Annotated in this window: 15 protein-coding genes and 3 tRNA genes; 9 read left to right on the top strand and 9 right to left on the bottom strand. The window is 52.8% G+C overall.

Annotated features, from left to right (window positions below):
• Positions 1 to 39: 39 nt before the first annotated feature.
• The gene (locus Q8W22_RS09915) at positions 40 to 2,181 is read left to right on the top strand and encodes a capsular polysaccharide biosynthesis protein (protein WP_305452272.1); all 2,142 of its coding nucleotides are present in this window, start codon (positions 40 to 42) and stop codon (positions 2,179 to 2,181) included.
• Between the two features lie 45 nt (positions 2,182 to 2,226).
• Here Q8W22_RS09915 and Q8W22_RS09910 read toward each other — a convergent pair whose 3' ends face one another.
• Together Q8W22_RS09910 and Q8W22_RS09905 are read right to left on the bottom strand one after the other, a co-directional pair.
• Positions 2,227 to 4,656, bottom strand: a complete 2,430-nt coding sequence (locus tag Q8W22_RS09910; protein ID WP_305452271.1) for a fatty acid cis/trans isomerase — start codon at positions 4,654 to 4,656, stop codon at positions 2,227 to 2,229.
• 73 nt (positions 4,657 to 4,729) lie between these two features.
• The gene (locus tag Q8W22_RS09905; RefSeq protein WP_305452269.1) at positions 4,730 to 5,974 is read right to left on the bottom strand and encodes an MFS transporter; all 1,245 of its coding nucleotides are present in this window, start codon (positions 5,972 to 5,974) and stop codon (positions 4,730 to 4,732) included.
• Positions 5,975 to 6,158: 184 nt separating this feature from the next.
• On the opposite strand from Q8W22_RS09905, the gene Q8W22_RS09900 reads away from it, so the two are divergent.
• Positions 6,159 to 7,049, top strand: a complete 891-nt coding sequence (locus Q8W22_RS09900; protein ID WP_305452268.1) for a LysR family transcriptional regulator — start codon at positions 6,159 to 6,161, stop codon at positions 7,047 to 7,049.
• Positions 7,050 to 7,143: 94 nt separating this feature from the next.
• Here Q8W22_RS09900 and Q8W22_RS09895 read toward each other — a convergent pair whose 3' ends face one another.
• Positions 7,144 to 8,607, bottom strand: a complete 1,464-nt coding sequence (locus tag Q8W22_RS09895; RefSeq protein ID WP_305452266.1) for a leucyl aminopeptidase — start codon at positions 8,605 to 8,607, stop codon at positions 7,144 to 7,146.
• A 211-nt stretch (positions 8,608 to 8,818) separates the two neighbouring features.
• On the opposite strand from Q8W22_RS09895, the gene lptF reads away from it, so the two are divergent.
• Together lptF and lptG are read left to right on the top strand one after the other, a co-directional pair.
• Positions 8,819 to 9,889 (top strand): LPS export ABC transporter permease LptF, encoded by a 1,071-nt coding sequence (gene lptF, locus Q8W22_RS09890; protein ID WP_303431931.1) that lies wholly within the window; start codon positions 8,819 to 8,821, stop codon positions 9,887 to 9,889.
• On the top strand, positions 9,886 to 10,950 hold the full coding sequence (lptG, locus tag Q8W22_RS09885) for an LPS export ABC transporter permease LptG (protein ID WP_305415364.1): 1,065 nt from the start codon (positions 9,886 to 9,888) through the stop codon (positions 10,948 to 10,950). The genes lptF and lptG overlap by 4 nt, the downstream gene beginning before the upstream one ends.
• Positions 10,951 to 10,969: 19 nt before the next feature.
• Here the strand turns inward: lptG and Q8W22_RS09880 are convergent, their stop codons facing one another.
• Positions 10,970 to 11,419: an RDD family protein gene (locus tag Q8W22_RS09880; protein WP_303431933.1), complete on the bottom strand. Its 450-nt coding sequence runs from the start codon at positions 11,417 to 11,419 to the stop codon at positions 10,970 to 10,972.
• A gap of 237 nt (positions 11,420 to 11,656) precedes the next feature.
• Between Q8W22_RS09880 and pdxH the strand changes: the two genes are divergently transcribed.
• From pdxH to Q8W22_RS09865, 3 genes are all read left to right on the top strand, one after another.
• Positions 11,657 to 12,295 (top strand): pyridoxamine 5'-phosphate oxidase, encoded by a 639-nt coding sequence (gene pdxH, locus Q8W22_RS09875; RefSeq protein WP_303431934.1) that lies wholly within the window; start codon positions 11,657 to 11,659, stop codon positions 12,293 to 12,295.
• 437 nt (positions 12,296 to 12,732) lie between these two features.
• Positions 12,733 to 13,779: a YHYH protein gene (locus Q8W22_RS09870; protein WP_305452265.1), complete on the top strand. Its 1,047-nt coding sequence runs from the start codon at positions 12,733 to 12,735 to the stop codon at positions 13,777 to 13,779.
• The gene (locus tag Q8W22_RS09865) at positions 13,776 to 14,096 is read left to right on the top strand and encodes a hypothetical protein (RefSeq protein ID WP_303431936.1); all 321 of its coding nucleotides are present in this window, start codon (positions 13,776 to 13,778) and stop codon (positions 14,094 to 14,096) included. Before Q8W22_RS09870 ends, Q8W22_RS09865 begins: the two co-directional genes overlap by 4 nt.
• A gap of 73 nt (positions 14,097 to 14,169) precedes the next feature.
• Here Q8W22_RS09865 and Q8W22_RS09860 read toward each other — a convergent pair.
• Positions 14,170 to 14,246: transfer RNA gene (locus tag Q8W22_RS09860), tRNA-Met, on the bottom strand.
• Positions 14,247 to 14,734: 488 nt separating this feature from the next.
• Between Q8W22_RS09860 and Q8W22_RS09855 the strand changes: the two genes are divergently transcribed.
• Positions 14,735 to 15,430, top strand: coding sequence for an FKBP-type peptidyl-prolyl cis-trans isomerase (locus Q8W22_RS09855; protein WP_303431937.1), 696 nt, complete (start codon positions 14,735 to 14,737; stop codon positions 15,428 to 15,430).
• A gap of 62 nt (positions 15,431 to 15,492) precedes the next feature.
• On the opposite strand, the gene Q8W22_RS09850 is transcribed toward Q8W22_RS09855, so the two are convergent.
• The 4 genes from Q8W22_RS09850 to galU form a co-directional block, all read right to left on the bottom strand.
• Positions 15,493 to 15,744, bottom strand: a complete 252-nt coding sequence (locus Q8W22_RS09850; protein WP_305452264.1) for a hypothetical protein — start codon at positions 15,742 to 15,744, stop codon at positions 15,493 to 15,495.
• 171 nt (positions 15,745 to 15,915) lie between these two features.
• Positions 15,916 to 15,992: transfer RNA gene (locus Q8W22_RS09845), tRNA-Pro, on the bottom strand.
• Between the two features lie 10 nt (positions 15,993 to 16,002).
• A tRNA-Asn gene (locus Q8W22_RS09840) sits at positions 16,003 to 16,078 on the bottom strand.
• 154 nt (positions 16,079 to 16,232) lie between these two features.
• The gene (gene galU, locus Q8W22_RS09835; protein WP_303431939.1) at positions 16,233 to 17,066 is read right to left on the bottom strand and encodes a UTP--glucose-1-phosphate uridylyltransferase GalU; all 834 of its coding nucleotides are present in this window, start codon (positions 17,064 to 17,066) and stop codon (positions 16,233 to 16,235) included.
• Between the two features lie 432 nt (positions 17,067 to 17,498).
• On the opposite strand from galU, the gene zwf reads away from it, so the two are divergent.
• On the top strand, positions 17,499 to 18,956 hold the full coding sequence (zwf, locus tag Q8W22_RS09830; protein WP_305415343.1) for a glucose-6-phosphate dehydrogenase: 1,458 nt from the start codon (positions 17,499 to 17,501) through the stop codon (positions 18,954 to 18,956).
• Positions 18,957 to 18,958: the final 2 nt, after the last annotated feature.

Genomic DNA, 18,958 nt, shown 5'->3' with positions numbered 1-18,958 from the left:
CACCCATTGTTGTTATTGTTTGCCATTGCAAGGATACCCATGGCGCATCGTCCTGCTGTTGATTCTGCTGCTTGTTCTTCTGCCTCCGCCACTGCGGCTTCCAGACCTCGTGCTGCTTCCAGCTCTCGGGCACTGCTGGCGAACCCGATTGTACGGGCATTCTGGCAAGTGTCGGGCAGCACCGGGGCGGCTCAGACTGAGGTATTGGGCTGGGGACGTAAACGCTCTGGCCGTAAGGCACAACAGCAAGGTGAGCGTCAGCAGCGCCCCTGGTGGTTGCTTGAAGATGGCTTTGTACGCTCGTTAGGCCGAGAAGATCCAGCCTTGTCGCTGGTACAGGATAATCTGGGTATTTATTACGACGCGACTGGCCCGTCACGACTGGAACAGCTGATCCCCCAACCGCTGACGGATACCCAGCAACGGCGTAGTCGCCAGCTGATCCAGCGCTGGCAACAGGCCGGAGTATCAAAATACAACGCCGCCCCAGATTACCGTGGTGAATTGCCAGCTTCCTTTGTGCTGGTGGTGGATCAGGTCGCCGGTGATGCGTCTATTTCATTTGGTCTGGCCAGTGCTGCCTCGTTTACACAGATGCTGGATGCCGCCCTGAGCGAAAACCCGGAAGCCACGGTGGTGCTTAAAGTACATCCGGATGCCTTCACGCGGGCGCGGGTCGGACACTTTGACCTGGCTACATTGCAGCAGGATGCCCGGGTGCAACTGGTGGCGGAAAACTGTCATCCCGAACGGCTGTTAGCGAATGCTGACAAGGTGTATACGGTGACTTCGCAAATGGGTTTTGAAGCCTTGCTGTGGGGCAAGCCGGTACGGTGTTTCGGGATGCCATTTTACGCTGGCTGGGGTCTGACCCGGGATGAACTCGATGCCCCTGAACGCCGTCGCTCTGCCTGCCAAGCCTTGTCGGCAGAGGAAGCACACCCGTCGTTAACCGGGACGGCTGGAATCACGCCTGGGGTCACGCTGGAGCAGCTGGTACACGCCACGCTGGTGGAGTACAGCCGCTACTGGGACCCTGAGCAGGGTACCGAAACCAGTATTGAAGACACCCTGGATTACCTGTCGGCCCAGCGCCAGCAATGGTTGCGCAGTCATCAGCTGGGGCCGGTGTATGCGTTGGGCTTCTCGCGCTGGAAAAAACCGATTTTACGGGCGTTTTTGTACGGTACCGACGTGACCTTTTGCAAGGATGCCAGACTGATACCGGCGCAAGCGACGGTTGCCTTATGGGGAGTACGCCCACTGCCACCGGTGCTGCAAACACCTGAGCGGCAGCCGGGGCGGGTGGTACGGATCGAGGATGGCTTTTTAAGGTCATCCGGGCTGGGGGCTGACCTGATTCGGCCGCTGTCCTGGGTGCTGGATGATGTTGGCATGTACTACGACGCGTCGAGGCCTTCGCGACTGGAGCAGATGCTGGCCCAGGACGAGTGGTCAGCCGCTGATTGTGCCCAGGCCCGGCAGCTGCGAAAGACCATTGTTGCCAACCGTATTTCCAAATACAACCTGACCGGGCAAGACTGGCAACCGGCGTGTCGATCCTGCTCTGGCCAGCCGCGCCGGGTGGTCCTGGTACCGGGCCAGGTGGAGTCTGATGCCTCAATCCGTATGGGAGCCGGGAGTATCAAGACCAATCAGGGGTTATTACAGGCAGCACGTGCTGCGGAACCGGACGCCTGGCTGGTGTATAAACCGCACCCGGATGTGGTATCCGGATTACGCAGCAGTGATCGTCCCGTGAGTGAATATCAGGCCTGGTGTGATGAATTGGTGCTGGCTGGCGATTCCTCTCAGATGCTGGAACATGTTGATGCGGTTCATACCATGACATCATTGCTGGGGTTTGAGGCGTTGCTGCGTGGTAAGGAAGTTATCTGTCATGGCATGCCGTTTTATGCGGGCTGGGGGCTGACCCGGGATATGTTGGTATGTCCACGACGGGGGCGTCAACGCTCCCTCGATGAGTTGGTGGCGGCTACCTTGATACGCTATCCCGGCTATGTGAGTGCCAGTACTGGCCGCTTCAGCAGCCCACAACGGGTAGTGGCAGAATTGCAGCGCTGGAAAGCGTCAGGGCCGTCGGTGATGCCACTCTGGCGACGGGCGTTACGGGTGGTGCTGCGTTTGTGGGTGTCATCGGGATTGCGAAAGAACGCCTGACCCGGCGGCTGTCGGGTCTGGCAGAACGGGAAACCACCGCATGGCTCAGCGATTTTCCAGTCGATTATAATCCAGGATACCGGCCCGGATCGGCCATTGCTGCTGATACAGCTGGCCAATGGCATCGCTGACCGCCCAGAATGTCGGGTTACTGCGACGTACTCCAAAGCGGTCGAGCAGGGCACTGTAATCATCCGCTGCCTGCATGTCAGCGATCTGTTTTACCAGTTCAGGCAAGGCTGATTCTTCGACGCTGAACAAGACGTTGGGGTAGTCGCCCACGGCACCACGGGCCAGGGTCAGGGTGTCTTCTGCAGGCCGTAAAGCGCTTTCTTCCGCTAGTAAACTGGAAATATTGGCATGGGCACGGTTATGCACCAGGCTGATCAGTTCCACTGGCTGCTGTTGGCGGGTGATCAATACCAGACTGAGTTCCGGTAACAGGTGCAAGCCTTTGCCTTGCAATTTTTCCAGGCCGTTCAGGGTGGTGATGGCTGAATCCGACAGTGGCCCGGATGACAGGTGATAGCTCTGGTTCAAGACCGGTGACAGTCTGTCGGCCAGTAAACGGTACAGCTCGGTTTTGGGCTGGTTGGTCTGATAGTCGATGGTGCTGTCGGCATCGAAGCGGATCAGGTCACTGAAGATATAATCCTTGATCGTGGTGCTGGTATCGCGATACCAATGGCGACGTACTGTCTCACGCTCTTGCTGTGGCAATAGCAGCAGAAAGTTCATTTCCCCTTCCATCCGCAAAAAATCCATATACAGCCGGGTGACCAGCTGATGCCCAACATTGCCGTACACATCAAACCCGGCAACCAATAGATAATGGATACGTTCCAGTAATGGGTAATCAATCAACCAGGCGGTCTTGGGCGGCTGGCCCAGCAGTCCCTGTACCACGGTGGCGTTATCAAAGTGGCGCATTACTGTCAGGGCTGCATTGGGGTTATTGATGCCAGCCTGTTGGTCGCCATCCCATACCAGTTGTGTATCCAGCAAAATATTGTTGTCTTGCATTTCCTGGCGCATAAACCGGGACTTGGCACTGAGGTATTCTTTTTGCTGGTCGGAAAAGGAAATCCAGGAACTGATAGGCAAGCTGTTGCTGCTGTTCTTGGCGGGTAAATCGAGATGATGCGCCTGGCTCTTGAGAAAATTGGAAGCATCGCTGTCGTAGTGGCGGTCGGGGGTGACGAAGAACACCCAGAACTGCTCGTTAATAACGTTCACTGCCACCTGACCATGGCAAACCGGCCCCTTGATAAAGGCCATGATGGTTTCCAGCGAGTGTTCCAGTAAAAAGCGATAGCGGCTATCCGTCGGAATATCCTGAAAAGTGATAAAGGGATTGGACGCTTGTTTTTCATCATATCCGGGTAAGGATTCGACGGTGTAAGACGGTTGGTAAAACAGCTTATGCCAAGTGTCCCAGCGAGCCTCATTCAGGCGGAAAGGGATATGGGTTTTGGCGACTTTGGATTCCTGGTCAACCACCAGGCGGTAATAGGGGGTGGCGACGCCAGGGTCATCATAAGGTCGGCGGGTGGCGATAATATCCACAGGTTCGCCCGGGGCGGTCCGGGAGCGCACCAGATGAAAACGGGTACTGCTGTCATCACCCAGATACAGGCTGTAAAGATAAATATGTTCATAAATATAGCGGTTGATCAGTGATTGCCGCTTGTAGTCGTCGCTATCCGGGTCACCATGGGCATTGAAGCGTTGTTCCCACTGCTGCAGCTGGTGTTGCAGATTGCCATTCAAGGGGGTTGGACGTGGTAGCAGGCCACCCCGTTGAATCCACTCGGCCAGGGTTTTGTACTCACTGTCGGACAAGGCGGGTAAACCGTAGGGCATGCCCCAGTCTGGGTACTGGCTGGCAAAATCAGAGTATTGCTCGGCGGTTGGACACTGTTGATCCCGTGACAGCTTGAAGTCGTAACTGTCGGGTAATACAGCCTGATCGGGAGCTGGCTGCGCCTGGCGCAAGGCAAGGGCGCGGAACAGTACACTGGCATGAAGATTGGCGTCGCTGGTATTACGCCGTTCATTCAATACCGGCTGGAAGCCTTTCTCGCGCCATTCTGTGGTGCTTTGAGCATCTAGATACAAGCGTTTTGGGGCCGTTGCCAACAGGCGTGTGCCATCGTAAACCGGCTCTGGGTGAAGACCTCGGTCAATACCCAGAGGGGAGGTCAATTTCAGCTGGCACGGCGCGTCATAACAGGCGTGACAGTGAACACAGCGTTGTTCCAGTATTGGCTCGACGTGCTGGTGGTAGTGTCGGCCTTCGTAGCTGTCGGCATCGACCCAGCGGGTTTTGGGCGCTGACTCGCCAAACACATCATCAAATTGTTGGCTGGCAAATACCGCGCAGCCTGTACTCGCGGTGACGATTACCCATAACAACAGCTTGAGGGTCAATCGGGTACGTGCGGAGGCTGACCGATTGGCCGTTCGAATTGTCATAGGCGCTCTGTGGGATTCGATAGGAGAGTAATTCTGATCATATCGAATCTTGTTGTCAGAGTCAGCGAATGACTTATGACACGGACTGGCCATCGGGCTGCAGCGGAGTCCCCGGACTGACCGCTGGCTGACGGGCTTGTTGCTGGTTGTGCAAGTACTTCAGGCGAGCAGCCAGTGACAGAGTGACAGCCAGAATCAACCAAGAGCCAAGGACAACACCCAACCAGTATTGCCACTGCCAGAACTGGTTGAGGTACACCCCGCCGGTGCTGGCACCGAGGTAATAACACACCAGATACAGCGAGCTGGCGCTGGCCTTGGCGTGTTTGACGGTACGACCAACCCAGGCGCTGGCGCTGGAATGGGCAAAGAAGAAACCAAAGGCATTCACCAGAAACCCGAAAATAATCGTCGGCAGCGATGGATACAGGGTAATCAGGCTGCCGACCATCAGCAGGCCACTGCCGACCATCATGCAGTTAGGCTGGCCATAGCGGCGGCTGAACTTGCCAGACAGCATCGAACCCCAGGTACCACTCAGGTAAGTCAGGAACAACATACCCAGAAACTGCGGTGACAGCTGGTAGGGATCGTCTTCCAGCACAAAGGTAATAAAACTGTACTGGTTGATAAAAACAAAGAAGTTCAGGCCTCCAAACAGAAAGGCGGGCAGCAGCAGCGGATTACGCAAATGCGACACGATATCCCGTCCCATGGATGGCAAGTTGAACGGCCGGGGGGTAAACCGGCGCGGTGGAGGTAATAACCAGGCAACCAGCATCCAGGTACACAAGCCAACCAGGCCCACGAGCAGAAAGGCGTTACCCCAGCCCAGGTGTTCACCGGCAAAACCACCCATCAGGCGACCACCAATGCCCCCCAACGAGTTGGCCGCGATATATAAGCCAATGGCAGACATCAAGGCATCGGCCTCAAATTCATCGGCCATGTAGGCCACGGCAATGGCTGGCAAACCGCCCAGAAACAGCCCTTGCAAGCCACGTAACCAGAGTAACTGCTCAAAGGTCGTGACCTGGCTGATCACCAGTGTGGTGGCGGCGACACCGCACATACTGCCAATAATCAGCCCTTTGCGGCCGATCACATCGGATAGTGGCCCATAGATCAATAACGACAATCCCAGTGTCAGCGTCGACAGCGTCAGGGTGTAACTCGCTTGCAGCGGTGTAACGGCAAATTCTGTCGCCAGCATTGGCAGCAATGGCTGGGTCACATACAGGTTGGAAAACACCATAAAGGAGCCAAGGCACAAGGCGATGGTGATTCGCCACCAGGCGGCGGTACCATTTTTGATCATGAGGGGTCTCGCTATAAGAAGAAGCAGAACAGCAAAACCACTATAAAAGGTTGTATCGCATCATAAAAATATATGTTTGATATGAATTAAATCAAAAATTGTTATGAGTTGAGCCGGTGACGATTTATAACAACGGAAAAATGATGACTTTGAAACAGAGTAGAAGCAGAAAGGAGAAGGGTTCATGGACTATAAGGCGCTGAGTTATTTTTATGAAGTGGCACGGCAGCAGAGCTTCACCCGGGCTGCGGACCGGCTGCAGGTGGCTCAACCTGCTGTCAGTATGGCAATCAAGCGTCTGGAGCAGCAATTACAGCTGACCCTGTTTCACCGCCACGAGCGCCAGATATCGTTAACCGATGAAGGTGAGTGTTTGTTCGCCCAGGCCCAGCGTATCGTACAGATGATGTCTGATGCCGACCTGGAAATGGCAGAACTGCGAGGACTGGAACAGGGAGCGGTACAGTTAGGTACGCCGAGCATGCTGGGTTCTTATCATTTTCCTCCGATTATCATGGCGTTCCGGCATCGTTATCCGAACCTGACATTTTCTGTTTACGAAGGTGGTGCCTGGCAGTTGCAGCAAATGCTGGAAAAAGGGGAGCTGGATCTGGCGGTGATCGAAGCGGAAGAAATCCCCGACAGCATCGAAGCCCGTACCTTGATGCATGAAGAAATGCGCGTTGTGGTGGCCAAGGATCATCCGTTTGCCAGTCGCACCGCAATCACTCCGGCGGAATTCCTGCAGGAAGATCTGGTGCTGTTTCGTAAAGGTTACTTTCACCGCAAGGTGATTGACCGCCTGGCCGAAGAGTCGGCTATTCAGCCGCGGATTAATTTTGAAACCAACCTGTTGCCGCTGATTCGCTCTATCGTCAAACAGGGGTTTGGTATTTCGACGTTGTTACGGATGGCCACGGAAGATGATCCGGAGTTGGTGACGCTGTCGTTTGATCCGCCCATTGTGCTCGATCTGTGTCTGGCCTGGCGTAAGGATGGTTATCTGTCAAAAGCCAATCAGGCCTTTGTGGATTTTGTGCTGGATAATAGTCCGGTGTCGGGACATGCAGAATAGTTTTGCTGGCGATATATCGGGGGGGGGCTGGGCAGGCCGGTATTTGAGCAGGCCGGGAGTGCCCACCGTGAGGTGCACTCCCGGAACTGAATATTTATTTATTCAGCAAGTAGTTTACCAGCAGGCTGACCGGGCGACCGGTAGCGCCCTTGGCTTTACCACCAACCCAGGCGGTGCCAGCAATATCCAGATGCGCCCAAGGGGTGCCTTCCGTAAAGCGTGACAGGAAACAGGCGGCGGTGGTTGCGCCAGCGAGCGGGCCACCAATGTTGGCGATGTCGGCAAAGTTGGAGTCGATCAGATCCTGATATTCTTCTTCCAGCGGCAAACGCCAGACCTTGTCGTTGCTGTACTGTGCCGCGGCTTGCAGCTGCTCGGCCATGGCTTCATCTGTGGTGAACAGGCCGGAGTTGACCTCGCCCAGAGCGGCCATACAAGCACCGGTGAGGGTGGCGATATCAACGATGGAAGCGGGCTGATAATTGTCGATACCGTAGGTCAGGGCATCACACAGCACCAGCCGTCCTTCGGCGTCGGTGTTGAGAATTTCGATGGTTTTACCGGACAGGCTGGTGACGACATCGCCGGGCTTGCTGGCGTTACCGGCAGGCATGTTTTCTGCGCTGGTCACGATAGCCAGTACGTTGACCTTGGGTTTGAGGGTCAGAATGGCTTTCATGGTGCCAAGCACAGAGGCTGCGCCGCACATATCGTATTTCATCTCGTCCATTTTCTGGCCGGGTTTCAGGCTGATGCCACCGGTATCAAAGGTAATGCCCTTGCCCAGAATCATGTGCGGTGCTGCGGTTGGGTCGTCGGCCCCCCGGTATTGCATAACGATGATTTTGCCCGGCTCGGTGGAGCCTTTGGATACCGAGACAAATGCACCGGCGCCCATTTCTGCCAGTTGGTCTTCATCCAGAATGGTGGTTTCGAGCGCCTGGTCCTGGGTCAGGGTGACGGCATTTTCAGCCAGCCAGGTTGGTGTGCAGATATTCGGTGGCATATTGGCCAGTTCTTTGGCAAAGCTGATCCCCGTGCCAATGGCTGCCCCTTTACTGAAGGCTGCTGAAACATCGTCACCAAGCCAAATCAGGGTGTCGGGTGATTTTGCTTCGGCGTCGCTGCTGCTTTTGGTGGCGGTGAAACGGTATTGCGCGGCGGCATAGGCGATTGCGGTCTGTTCCGCCAGCCAGGCTTCGGTCAGTACGTCGGTTGTCAGTGACGTCAGTGCCAGAGCAATATCGCCGCCGATGCGGTTCGTGGTATTGGCAATGGCTGCCAGAACTTTTTGGGCACTGGCGGGTTTCAGTGTTTCTTTACCAGTACCAACCAATAATACGCGGCTGGCCGTAATGCCGGAAACTGCAGGTAGCAGCAGTGTTTCTGCCAGTTTGCCGGAGATATCGCCCTGTTCAAAACGCTGGCTGATAAAGCCCTGGCTGGCTTCGTCAAGTTGCAAGGCTGTGTCAGACAGCTTGCCTGACTGGTCGAGAGTGACCACAATACAGCTCGCCTGGGTCTCGGTGGCAGTTTGTTGGGATACCTGATAAATCATGTCAGCTCCTGGCGGAAACATTGAGTGGCGAACGATGGCCGGGTTGATTCGCAGCGTGTCGTTCTGAATGGTTAGTCACTCTATAATGTGACGTCATATTCCTGAAATACAAGTGCGGCGCGGATAACAATACATTTTGCTGTCGTTGCAGAGCACCCTGTCTCTGGGTATGGTGCGCGGCTTTGCCGCGGTTCAATCAAGGTCTAGTCTTTTGATCATATTTCGTTATCTGGCCAGGGAACTGGCTGGTTCGTTGTTTGCAGTGACCATCGTGTTATTGATGATTCTGATGAGTGGTCGGCTGATTCGTCAGCTGGCGGCCGCTGCAGCCGGTGAAGTCTCGCTGGATATTGTGTTTTTCACACTGCTATTACGCCTGCCATCGTTTCTCGAAATGATTTTACCGCTGGCACTGTTTATCTCAATTTTACTGACTTACGGTCGTCTGTACGCTGAAAGCGAAATGACGGTGCTAACGGCAACCGGCTTTTCAAGCAACCGGTTATTGGCGTACACCGCGGCACCGGCGTTTGTCTTGATGCTGGTGGTGGGCAGTTTCAGCCTGTATCTCAGCCCAAGCGGTGCTGAAAAGATGGAAAGCCTGTATGAAAAACAGGCGCAGCTGACGGAGTTTGAGTTACTGGCCCCTGGTCGTTTCCAGAGTATGAAAGGTGGCAGTCGGGTGACGTATGCGGAGTCGTTGTCGGATGATAAAACCGAGATGAACCGGGTATTTATTACCGATGGCAACAGCCTGCTGCTGGCACAAAAAGGTACCCAGTATGTCAGTGACGAAACCGGCTCCCGTTATCTGGAATTACACGATGGCAAACGTTACGACTGGACACCAGGCAGCCTGGCGTTCGAGGCGCTGGATTTTGAACTGTATGGCGTCAAGATTGCGGAAGAGCTGGAAGAACGGCGCCAGTTACGTAAAGAAGCGGTGCCAACCCTGGCACTGTTTGGTTCCGACGACCCCAAACACCAGGCCCAGCTGCAGTGGCGTATCTCGATGGTTCTGATGGTGCCTATCATGACCTTGCTGGCGGTGCCTTTGTCGCGGGTGAATCCTCGTCAGGGCCGGTTTGCCCGGCTGTTTCCGGCCATTGTGCTGTTTATGGTGTACATCTCCTTGTTGATTGCCATGAAGGGCATGCTGGAAAAAGGCCAGCTGAACCCAAACATCGGGTTGTGGAGTTTGCATCTGGTGTATCTGATGATCGCTCTGGGGTTACTGCTGGTGCCTGAATGGATGCGCCGCTGGCGGGTGAGGTCATTATGAATCGTATCGATCGTTATGTTGCCCACAATGTGCTGATGGCAACCCTGATTGTGGCTCTGGTCATTGTGGGTCTGGACGCTATTTTTACGCTGGTGGATGAACTGGATCAGCTGAAAGGTGAATACCAGTTTGCCGATGCACTGCAATTTATGGGTATTCGCTTGCCGCGGCGCCTGTATGAATATATGCCGATGGCCTGTCTGATTGGTTGCCTCGCTGGTCTTGGTGGCATGGCGGCCAACAGTGAGCTGACGGTGATGCGGGCAGCCGGTGTATCTGTGGGGCGTATTGCCCTGGCGGTCATCAAGCCGATGATGTTGCTGATGGTGCTGAATATGGCGCTGGCTGAATATGCGATTCCGGTGCTGGAGCGGATTGCGCAATCACAAAAGGCGGTGGCGCAAGGAAAGGGCGATTTGCTCTCAAACAAGGGCAAGGGCTATTGGCACCGGGAAGGCAATACTTTTATGCGCTTTACGGCGGTTGAACCCAATGGCGTGTTACATGGCATCACTCTGTTTGATTTTGACGATGACAGTAACCTGCAGCGTATCCGTTCCGCCGAGCGGGCGATTTATCAACGTTCCAGCTGGCAAATGCAAACCGTGGTCGATATGACCATCAGCGCTACCGAAACCCGTCAATTACAACTGGACAGCATGGACTGGCAAACTGAGCTGACGCCACAAAGCCTCAGTGTGGTAATGATCGAGCCTCGGGATATGTCGATATCCAATCTGTTCAGTTATACCCGTTATCTGGAAAAGCAGGGCCTGAATGCTGATAACTATCTGTTGTCATTCTGGCGCAAGGTCACTCAGCCGCTGGGGACTCTGGCACTGGTGGTACTGGGGATTTCCTTTATCTTCGGGCCGCTGCGAGCGGTCACACCCGGTTATCGGATTTTTTCCGGCATTCTGGTTGGGTTGATGTACAAATACGCGGAAGAATTATTGGCACCTGCCAGTATTGTGTTCGGGTTTGAACCTGTGTGGGCCAGTGTGGTGCCAATCGCCGGCTGCATGGGAGTGGGGCTGCTGCTGCTGCGTCGCACCGGATAAACCGGTGCTGTTGTTCCGCTTATTTCCCTGTTTTCGGGATAAACACAATACGGGTCAGCGAGGCCATGTCATGCCAGCTGCGGCCGCGGGTATCGAGCAGTGACCAGAAAAATCCCAGTCCGAACACCGCCAGCGAGAAAAACCCAATGCCTGTGCGTAACATGCAGTGGGACAACTTGACGGGCTTGGCATCTTCAGTAATCAGTTTGAGGCGCCAGGCTTTCATGCCAATACTCTGGCCACCACGGCGCCAGGATGAGCTGAAATAAAAGAAACTGATGCAGAACATTACCGACAGGTTGACCGAGGCAGGAAAAGCCCCGGGCGGTTGTCCATCGTTGGCAGCGGTCGCAATACCTACCAGCACAAAACCAGTCACAATATAGAGCGCCAGCAATACCAGGCCATCATAGGACAGGGCTGCCAGGCGGCGTATCAGGGATGCAGTCGGGTAGTTCTGGTCTGACATGATGGTGCTCTTTGGGTTGGCTGGGTGTGAGTCGAAGTGAGAGGTCAGTACGTATTCTCAGCTGACCGGCAAAACCGGGCAAGAATGGTAGCAGATTTGTCCAGAGCTGGCTTTGATGGCGACACGTCAATGCAGAGTGGTTGCCAGGGTGACACACTGCTACTGACGGTACATCTGACAAATAGTAACGGTCACGTTAAAAGTGCCGGTTTGAATCATTATCGGAGTAAATAGAATATGGTTGATCTCAGTGACATTCGCAAGGAATACACGCAAGGACGACTCGACGAGTCCAAAGTGGCTGAGCACCCGGTGACGCAATTTCACGCCTGGTTTGAGCACTACCGTACCACTGTGCCGGAAGAGCCGACGGTGATGACGGTCGCCAGTGTGGATGCGCAAGGTCAGCCCTGGCAACGCATCCTGTTGCTCAAGTCTTACGATGATGACGGCTTTGTTTTTTTCACCAATTATGAAAGTAACAAGGGCCGCCAGTTTTCCCATAACCCACGAGCCAGCCTGCATTTTTTCTGGATGACGGTGGAACGTCAGGTGCAGGTGCAGGGAGAGGTCGTGCCAATGAGTCGGGAAGAAGCACAAGCCTATTTCCACTCCCGTCCACGTGAAAGCCAGTTGGGTGCCTGGGCATCGCAACAGAGCCAACCGTTGGCCAGCCGCTCCGAACTGGAAACCCGCTTTGCCCAGTTAAGTGTGGAATACCAGGACAAGGAAATTCCGTTACCAGATTACTGGGGTGGTTATCGGTTACAGCCTTCACGCATGGAATTCTGGCAAGGTGGCGAGCATCGTTTGCACGACCGGGTGGAGTACGTGCTGCAACAGGGGGGCTGGAAAATCCAGCGACTGAACCCTTGATTCCCTCAACAGAGCTGCATAAAAGCGGCTCTGTTTGCCGCTTTTATATCCGGCTGATATCGGCCGGTATCTTTTTTAATGCCACAACCAATGCCTGGTCATCATAGGTAGCGGACTATTCATTGGTTGATCAATAGCGTTAACCTGCTTTATGGTGCAATCGTCGGTTTGAATATGACGCATTAGTATCTGATGTCGATGATATAAAGATCGATCATGTTATTTTTTTTGTTTTCTGTAATTCGATGATTTTCCCGGTGTTCTGATTCAGGTTTCTTGTGCGGATTACTGGCATTGTCTATTTTTCTGATGGTGTGTTCAGCTTTACCTTGAAGTGTCAGGAGTCTGTATATTCAAGTGTGGTTATTACAGGGATGACATAGGATGCACTTTCTTGAGACTGGCATTTCAGCGCATTATTTCGAAAGAGGGAATCCATGAAAACCGAATATATTATCCCGCTGTTGTTTTCCGGCACGTTGGCCCTGGCGGGCTGTGGCAGCAGTGACGACAGTGAGGTCGTTGATACCACCGACGATTCTGACAGCTCTGTTGATATCGAAGATGATGATGTTGCCGACGTTGACACTTCTTATTTTGATCTGGCCTCTCTGGACTCGATCGAAGTGGTTGAATGTACTCTGACCAACAACGAGAGCAGTACCTGTTATCAGATAACGGTAAAAGGTTTTCCGGCGGATCGTAGTGAAATCGGGCCATTTTGTCCGGAAGTGATCACAGCAACAGCAGAAGATGCCGGGAAATGGTTTGACGATGGCGTGCTGTATGATTTGACCGGTGAATTTATTGCCAATCTGGATGAATTTTATAATGACAATAACTGGCTGCTATATGACGAAGAGAGTGGTGAAGTCAATATAACCGATACGCAGACTTCGTGCGAGGCAGCAGCCGTTGTGGATGTTGCTGAGGAATACCATAACTACTGCGTCCAGTGTGATCTGGATTATTACAGTGATGTTGAAGGTGAAGGTATTTATAGCACATATCTGATCCCTACCACGCCGGTCGTTCGGGATAGCGCAGGCGATATCGACGGTGAAAACGTTGGTGTAGCGTTTAATGGCGTTAATCTGGCCGCTGCTGCACCTGCTGAAGTTATTCTCAGTGCGTACACCATTGCCGCATTCGACGACTGCGTGGGTCATGTGAATCCGGTTGCGGGCTATCACTATCACGGCGCCAATCATGGCGATGGCGACTGCCCGGCGATTGCTTTTGAAAGTGATGGCCATGGCGGTGCCTTTGCCTATGCCATGGACGGCTTTGTGATCTACAGTATGCTGGATGAAGAGGGCAACGAAGCCAGTGATCTCGATGAGTGCCGTGGCCATACTGATGACGTGCGAGGTTACCATTACCATTCTGCCGGGCCGGGTGAAAATGCCTTTATAGGCTGCTTTACCGGAGAGACAGCCAGCGCCGATGATGATAACGAAATGGATGAGAGGCCTGGCCGATGAACAGATGGCATTCTAACGTATGTTACCTGGCCGGGCTGATACTGGTGCTCTCTGTTTTACCTGTGGCTGCGCACGAAGGGCATGGGGATGAACTGCCCTGGGAAGCCTGTCAGGCGTTGGAAAAAAGCGCTCAATGTGCTTATACCAACAGCCATGGCGATGTGTACCGGGGAACCTGCAGAGTGTTTAGCGGTGGACTGATGTGTGTGAGAAACCAGCCAATTATCCATGGTGAGGTGCAACAGACGGATAGCCATAAGGATTATGATGCCTTGCATCAGGGGGCCAGCGAGTCAGGCACAGGCGAAGGCTTGTAGGCCGGGAGCCGGGAGAGAGCTGGAGGCATAAAAAAGGCCCGTCAGTATTAAACTGACAGGCCTTTGTAATTAGTGGTAGCTATGGACGGACTTGAACCATCGACCCCAGCATTATGAATGCTGTGCTCTAACCAACTGAGCTACATAGCCACTGCACTCTTGATGCGATCCAACAGATGGAGGCGCTGTCTCGATCAAGTGGCGCGTATTATGCCAGTGTAATATTTTCTGTCAAATATTTATTTGCGATTTATTTCAACGGTTTAGCCTGGAGTGGGTGTTCATTGGTGATGGCCCGGTCTGGTGCAATTTGAGCAAGAGTAGGGGTTTTCAGGCTGGACAGGCTTCCTTGGCTGTGGGAGGCTTCGCAACCGTAATAAATACTCGTTTTTTATGAGCAAGTGTTTGGCTATTCTGGTTTGTCTGGCGATATCGTCAGTCTTGTTCTGGCGGCGGCGTGTGATCGATGAATGTCGGTAGGTTCATGTGGCCTCTGCAATATCAGAAACGACGTCTGGCAGTTCTTGTAATCAGCGCGGCTGGGTATCTTTACAGTGGTTCGATTATGCAATAATTGAAACTTTTCGATTGTATGGTTGCCAGTCCAGCATTCATTTCAATAAACGTGAGAGACAAGCATGAGTTTTATTAAATCAGTACCTGTCGTATTGGCGGGTACTCTGTTGTTGGCCGCATGTGGTCAGGAGGAAGTTGTGAAATTGGAAAACCACATTGACCAGGCAAGTTATGGCGTGGGTCTGAATATTGGTCGCCAGTTGTCTCAGGAAGATGTTGAAATGAACGCCGAGGCCATTGCAGCAGGTATCAAGGATGCGCTGTCAGAAGCGGATCAGCGTATTCCTGATGAGGTGATTCAGGGTGCTTTTGAAAAAATCCGTGAAGAGCAAATGCGCAAACAAGAAGCTCTGGGTGATGCGGTTGCCAAGGCAGGAGAAGAATTCCTGGCTGAGAACGCTGCCAAAGAGGGTGTAACTGTCACCGACAGCGGCTTGCAGTATGAAGTGATGACTGCTGTTGATGGTGATGCAGCACAACCGACTGCAGCGGATACCGTCAGTGTTCATTATCACGGTACTTTGATTGACGGTACTGTGTTCGACAGCTCTGTTGAGCGTGGCGAGCCTGTTCAATTCCCGCTGGGTAATGTTATTCCGGGTTGGACTGAAGGCGTACAGTTGATGAAAGTGGGTGAAAAATTCAAGTTCTTCATTCCTGCTGAATTGGCTTACGGCGCACGTAGCCCAAGCCCTAAAATACCAGCCAACTCTGCACTGGTATTTGAAGTTGAATTGCTGGAAATTGTTGCTGAGTAATCAGCAGGCAGCCAGTCAAAAAAGTCGCTTCTGGCGGCTTTTTTTATGCCTGTTTTTTGGTATCAGGAGAGTTGGTTGTCTTCCAGTATTATTTCTTCGACTGGTTCTGGTTCCGGCAGAGAGATATAGCCTTTCAGATCGGACAGCGTCTGTTTGGCCCTGCGTTTGAGTAATTCATCGATGGTGAACTGGTGGCCACAGTGTCGGCAAGTCAGCTGCTGACTGTTGATCAGGCTGTGGAGGGTATGAGCGGTATTGGCACCACACTCGTGGCAAGGGACGGGATATTGTACAGATCGGGCCAGACGAGTCATGTTTTGCCACCGCGCTATCGCATTAAAATTATTGGAATGTGGCGTTGTAGGCTAATAGAAAAGTATGAATATAAGAAGGCTCATTTGTTGTATCTGGCACTTTAAAGTGTAAAGGATTGCATAATGCAGATATGAGCTGTATTTGACCAACCAGGAGAACCCTGAAAAAGTTGGTCGGGGTAGAGAGATTCGAACTCCCGACATCCTGGTCCCAAACCAGGCGCGCTACCAGACTGCGCTATACCCCGAAGTGTTAATTGGCTCCCCGAGCTGGACTTGAACCAGCGACCAATAGATTAACAGTCTACTGCTCTACCAACTGAGCTATCGGGGAACTTCTCAACAGCGAGACGTATAATACGGATGGGTTATGTTGCTGTCAATGCCATTTTTGAAATTAGTTTCGCTGAGCTATCAAGGCATGACTGGCTCGTGCGTTTTCAGTTGTTCCCGGCGGAGCCGAAGCTCGCCAGGACAACGGGTCGGTCTTAGTCTTTCAGGAATACATTCTGATAGACGTAGTTGGTTGCTTCAACAAAACCATCGATGCTGCCACAGTCAAAGCGGCGGCCACGGAATTTATAGGCGATAACCTTGCCTTCCTGGGCCTGTTTCAACAGGGCGTCGGTGATCTGGATTTCGCCATTGATACCACTGCCAGTCTCTTCAATTTTAGGGAAGATGTCTGGAGTAAGAATATAGCGGCCAATGATTGCCAGGTTGCTTGGTGCTTCTTCCTTGGCTGGTTTTTCAACCATGTTGCTGACGCGGTAAACACCAGGCTCGATTTCTTCACCGGCAATGACGCCATATTTGTGAATGGTTTCTTCTGGCACTTCCTGGACTGCGACAACAGAGCAGCCATATTTTTCATGAATCTTGACCATTTGAGCCAACACGCCTTCATCGCCTTCGTCGGCGATACAGAGGTCGTCTGCCAGTACAACACCAAAGGCTTCGTTACCCATCAGGTATTGACCGGTCAGAATGGCGTGACCCAGACCTTTCATTTCATTCTGGCGGGTATAAGCAAAATCATTTTCATTCATCAGATTGCGAATTGATGAAATCAGGGCTTCTTTGCTGGTGCCCTGGATTTCATGCTCGAGTTCATAGCTGATATCGAAGTGATCAGCGATTGCCCGCTTGCCACGACCAGTGATAAATCCCATGAAATGCATACCAGCTTCGCTTGCTTCTTCTGCGCCGTACTGCACCAGGGGTTTGTTAACAATAGGCAGCATTTCCTTCGGCATGGCTTTGGTAGCCGGAAGAAAGCGGGTACCGTAGCCGGCGACTGGGAATAAACACTTGCGAACCATATTCGATCCTTCTTATTAGCAATTAAACAAAAATTTCCGTGAACACTAGAGCGGGTATATGTCATTTGTGCGACATATCACAGATGTTCCACTGATCATGTCCCAAAGGTAACCAATTGTAAACGATATGTCTGTCGGGATAACCTTGGCATTGATCTGATGTGTCACGGTTTGCAGTGGAGAGGTGGGATGCAGATGCCATGCCCGATTGCAGGCGTTGTGAATATATCGGCACGATTGGCAACGAATAAGTCTTGATAGTGAATCGACCGAAGTGGTCATTTCCGGCAGGTATTTCATGCTTGGTTGCCGCATTGCAATCAACTTGTGGCACTCTGCTTATATGTTTGGTGCAGCCGCTGCTTTTTCTGATTATCAGCTGAAGCGGCTGTGATTCTGGTTTTCATTGGACAGACAGAGCTTGGAGGATATATGCAGATCAGCGCACCGTTTGAATTGGTACTTTTTGGGGGCATGGGCGATCTGGCCCAACGCAAGCTGTTGCCAGCACTCTACCTGTTGCAACGGGATGGTCGCTTGCCTGAAGGTAAAATCATCTCGGTAAGTCGCCGGGATATTACTCACGATGATTACGTTGAGCAGGTCCGTAAGGCGGTGACAACACATGTCGCCAAGGAATACCTCGAAGAAGCCGTTTGGCATGACTTTGCCAGCAAGCTGCTGTGTGTCAGCCTGGATGCAACCGATCCGTCGTCCTATCAGGTGCTGAATGACGTACTGGTTCAGGGCAGCGCTAACCGGGTATTTTATCTGGCCACCGGATCGGCCTTGTTCACCCCGATCTGTAAAGGACTGCAGCAAAACAACTTGCTTGAGTCGTGCACCAATGTGGTGCTTGAAAAACCGATCGGGCACGATCTTGAATCGGCGCTGGCAATCAATCGTGCAGTGGCCGAATACGTCGATGAATCACATATTTATCGGATTGATCACTATCTGGGCAAAGAAACCGTACAAAATCTGCTGGTTTTGCGGTTCGCCAACTCACTGTTTGAATCCCAGTGGAACCATCAGTATATCGATCATATTGAAATCACGATCGCAGAGACAATCGGGGTGGAAAAACGGGCCGAGTTCTACGAGCAAGTCGGAGCCATGCGCGACATGTTCCAGAATCATTTGCTGCAGCTGCTGTGTATTGTGGCGATGGAACCGCCGTCAAAACTGGAAACCGACGCGGTTCGTGATGAAAAAGTCAAAGTGCTCAAGGCTCTCCGGCCAATTGTTGGAGAGGCCATCAATCGTAATGTCGTGCGTGGTCAGTACGACGCCGGTGTTGCGGATGGCCAGCCCGTACCGCCTTATCGCGCCGAGCCGGGTGTTCAGCAAAAAAGTAATACTGAAACCTTTATCGCTGCCAAGGTCGAAATTGATAACTGGCGTTGGGCGGGCGTGCCGTTTTATTTACGTTCCGGCAAACGATTGGCGGAGCGGGCCTGTGAAATTGTTGTCAGTTTCAAGGAAATCCCGCACTCTATTTTTCCGTTACAGCACAAGAGCACCATGGCAAACAAACTGGTGTTCCGCTTGCAGCCGGATGAAGGTGTCCGGTTGATGTTGTGTGAGAAACGGGTCGGGCCGGGTATGAGTGTACGGCCAATGAACCTGAGTCTGAATCCGGCAAACCACCGTAAAACCCGGGTTCCCGAAGCCTACGAACGTCTGTTGTTTGATGCCTTGAGTGGTAACGCGACCCTGTTTTTACGGGATGATGAACTGCAAGAAGCCTGGCGCTGGGTAGATCCTATTATTCAGCATTGGCAAGAAGTGGATCTGCGCCCTGAGCCCTATACATCGGGCACCTGGGGACCGGCGGCATCGACCTTGCTGCTGGCCAGGGATGGACGCTTGTGGATCGAAAACAGCTAGGA

The organism is Oceanobacter sp. 1_MG-2023, assembly GCF_030689025.1.
GTDB lineage: Bacteria > Pseudomonadota > Gammaproteobacteria > Pseudomonadales > Oceanobacteraceae > Oceanobacter.
The sequence above is the reverse complement of the archived record's forward strand: the minus strand, read 5'-3'. Positions and strand labels throughout refer to the sequence as shown.